The sequence below is a fragment of the Stenotrophomonas sp. HMWF003 genome (assembly GCF_003061285.1).
Classification (GTDB): domain Bacteria; phylum Pseudomonadota; class Gammaproteobacteria; order Xanthomonadales; family Xanthomonadaceae; genus Stenotrophomonas; species Stenotrophomonas maltophilia_AP.
The window spans coordinates 3,944-6,523 of record NZ_QAIW01000358.1; the positions used below are offsets into that span (position 1 = coordinate 3,944).

2 protein-coding genes and 1 pseudogene are annotated in these 2,580 nt (G+C 69.8%); all 3 read left to right on the forward strand.

Going from position 1 to position 2,580, the window contains the following annotated elements; all coding sequences use genetic code 11:
* The first annotated feature begins 191 nt into the window (after nucleotides 1-191).
* A complete protein-coding gene (locus DBR34_RS14620; RefSeq protein WP_128097331.1) occupies nucleotides 192-923 on the forward strand; it encodes a hypothetical protein in 732 nt (243 codons plus the stop codon).
* Nucleotides 920-1,543 carry an HAD family hydrolase gene (locus DBR34_RS14625; RefSeq protein WP_128097332.1) on the forward strand — a complete coding sequence of 208 codons (624 nt, stop codon included), beginning with the start codon at nucleotides 920-922 and terminating at the stop codon, nucleotides 1,541-1,543. Before DBR34_RS14620 ends, DBR34_RS14625 begins: the two co-directional genes overlap by 4 nt.
* Before the next feature lie 325 nt (nucleotides 1,544-1,868).
* Nucleotides 1,869-2,580 (forward strand): annotated as a pseudogene (locus DBR34_RS23260) (LTA synthase family protein); the annotation flags it as partial.

Here is a 2,580-nt window from a genome sequence, read left to right on the forward strand (position 1 = left end):
ACCGCCGTTGCAGCGCCCGCGTTCGCTACCGGCATGACCGCCAACGCAGAGGGCGTTTGCTCCGTCACAGGTCATGCCACCACGGCACGCGGACCCCATGAACGCGTTCGATGGAGATGCGGCCGCGCCTGCTCCCCCGTTACAGTAGGCCGGTGACGCCACTGGGCGCCTTTCCAATCACGGAGCACGCAATGAAACGACTGATCCTGGCCGCCGCCTGTGCCTTCGCGCTGGTGGCCTGCAGCAACCCCGAGGAAGAGCGCAAGGCGCAGGAAGCCGCCGCCGCCGCCGCGAAGGCGCAGCAGGAAACCAAGGCCGAAGGCGTGGCGAAGGAGTACGAGATGGCCGTGGCGTCGCAGGACTGGGAGCGCGCGCGCATCCATGGCGGCGCGCTGCTGGACCAGTACAAGGACACCGACGTGGCCGCGCGCATCGAGCCCGGCTTTGCCGAGGTAAAGGCCAAGGGCGATGCGGCGCGCGACCTGCGCCGCATGCAGGGCTTGTGGCAGTACAACCAGATCCCGGTGGGCGGCAAGGGCAGCCAGGTTTCGGCGCAGATCTTCAGCAAGGAGCGCGTGGACGTGGATGGCAGCGGCGCCAAGCCGGTGCAGCTGGTGTTCCGCGACCACCCCGAATGGAAGCGGCATGCCTACCTGGTGCTGCAGGCCGGCGACTTCCGCTGCCCGCAGTGCAAGGTGCAGGTCAGCGTGGACGGCGGCAAGCCGATCGCGATGGCCGCCTGGCGGCCCAAGACCGACGAGGCGATCGCGATGTTCATCACCGACCAGAAGGCGCTGTGGAAACTGGCGCGCAAGGCCAAGGTGATCAGCATCGAATTCCCGGTCAAGGCCGGCGGCACCCGCACCGCGGTGTTCGAAACCGGCGGGGTGGACGCCAACCGCATGCCGAAGTGGTGGGAATGACGGCGGCAGGCGCCCCGGCAGCGGCGTTGCCGCTGTCGGCGATCCGCCACTGGGTGTTCGACATGGACGGCACCCTGACCGTGGCGGTGCACGACTTCGAACGGATCAAGCGCGAACTGGCGATCCCGGTGCAGGACGACATCCTCACCCACCTGGCCGGGTTGCCCGCGGCGGAGGCCACGGCCAAGCACGCCTGGCTGCTGGCGCATGAGCGTGCGCTCGCCGCCGAGGCCGAGCCCGCGCCCGGCGCGGTGGCGCTGGTGCGCGCGCTGCAGGGGGCCGGCTGCCGGCTGGGCATCCTGACCCGCAACGTGCGCAGCCTGGCCCAGGTCACCCTGCAGGCCATCGGGCTGGGCGACGTGTTTGCCGAACAGGACATCATCGGCCGCGACGAGGCCGAGCCGAAACCCTCCCCGGCCGGGCTGCAGTACTTCCTGCGGCGCTGGCAGGTGGACCCGGCGCAGGTGGTGATGGTGGGCGACTACCGCTTCGACCTGGAATGCGGCCGCGCGGCCGGCACCCGCACGCTGCTGGTCAATGCACCGGACAACCCGTGGCCGGGCCTGGCCTGCTGGCAGCTGGACGACTGCCGCGCGGTGCTGGCGCATTGCCAAGCCTAGCGCCGGGCTGTCGGTCGGCGGAAACGGCCAGGCACCGCCGGACACCGGGGGGCACGTTTCCCGTCGACGCCGGCGGTATTCCCTGTATTGTTCGGAACCGGCCGTGTGTCCGAACGATGACGGGCGGGTCAGGCATGGGGCAGTGGGCGGTTGGGGAACCGCCACCGCGGGCGTCTGCGGGCTGATCCCGACTGCGGTGGGCGTTGAACGGTGGTGGCGGCGTGTCCGCTGCGCTGGCGGGTGTGTCGGGTAACACGTGGTCGGGTGTGGCCCGCTGCCAGGGAGAGGCGCTGGCTGTTCGTAGTTCCATTTCTGGATTCCTTTCATGCTCCGAGCTGTATGGGTGTCGCTGTACCGGCGTCTGTCTCCGATTGCCGCCTTCTTCCTGTTCGGCCTGGTAGCCCTGTCGTTGTCCCGGCTGGGGCTGGCGCTGTGGCATGCCTCCCGGGTCAGCGCGGCCGACGGCTGGGCCACGGTGTTCCTGCAGGGAATACGGGTGGATGTGTCCACGCTCTGCCTGCTCTATGGCATTCCCGCGGTGCTGGCGCTGCTGCTGCCGGTGGACGGGCGGCTGGGCCGCGCCTGGCGCCACCTGCTGCGCGGCTGGCTGATCGTGGCGAGCGTGCTGCTGGTGTTCATGGAGCTGGCCACGCCAAGCTTCATGACCGAATACGGGCTGCGCCCGAACCGCCTGTTCCTGGAATACCTGATCTATCCCGAGGAAGTCGGGATGACCCTGCTGCGCGGGCACCTGCTGGCCGTGGTGATCGAGGTGACGGCGGTGATCGTGCTGTTCTGGGCGTTGCTGCGCGGCTCACGCCGCTGGGTACTGCCCACGCCGACCGTCCCGGTCGAGGCCGGCTGGCTGTGGCGGCTGCCGCTGGCGCTGCTGGTGCTGCTGCTGGCCGCCATGGGCGTGCGCTCGAGCCTGGGGCATCGCCCCCTGAACCCGGCGCTGGTGGCGTTTTCCACCGACCCCACCATCAACGCGCTGCCGCTGAACTCGCTGTACACCGTCGGCTTTGCCGCGCGGCAGC

Excerpts from the sequence above, each read along its gene's own strand:
- DBR34_RS14620 (WP_128097331.1), top strand. The coding sequence starts at position 192 with ATGAAACGACTGATCCTGGCCGCCGCCTGTGCCTTCGCGCTGGTGGCC.
- DBR34_RS14625 (WP_128097332.1), top strand. The coding sequence starts at position 920 with ATGACGGCGGCAGGCGCCCCGGCAGCGGCGTTGCCGCTGTCGGCGATC.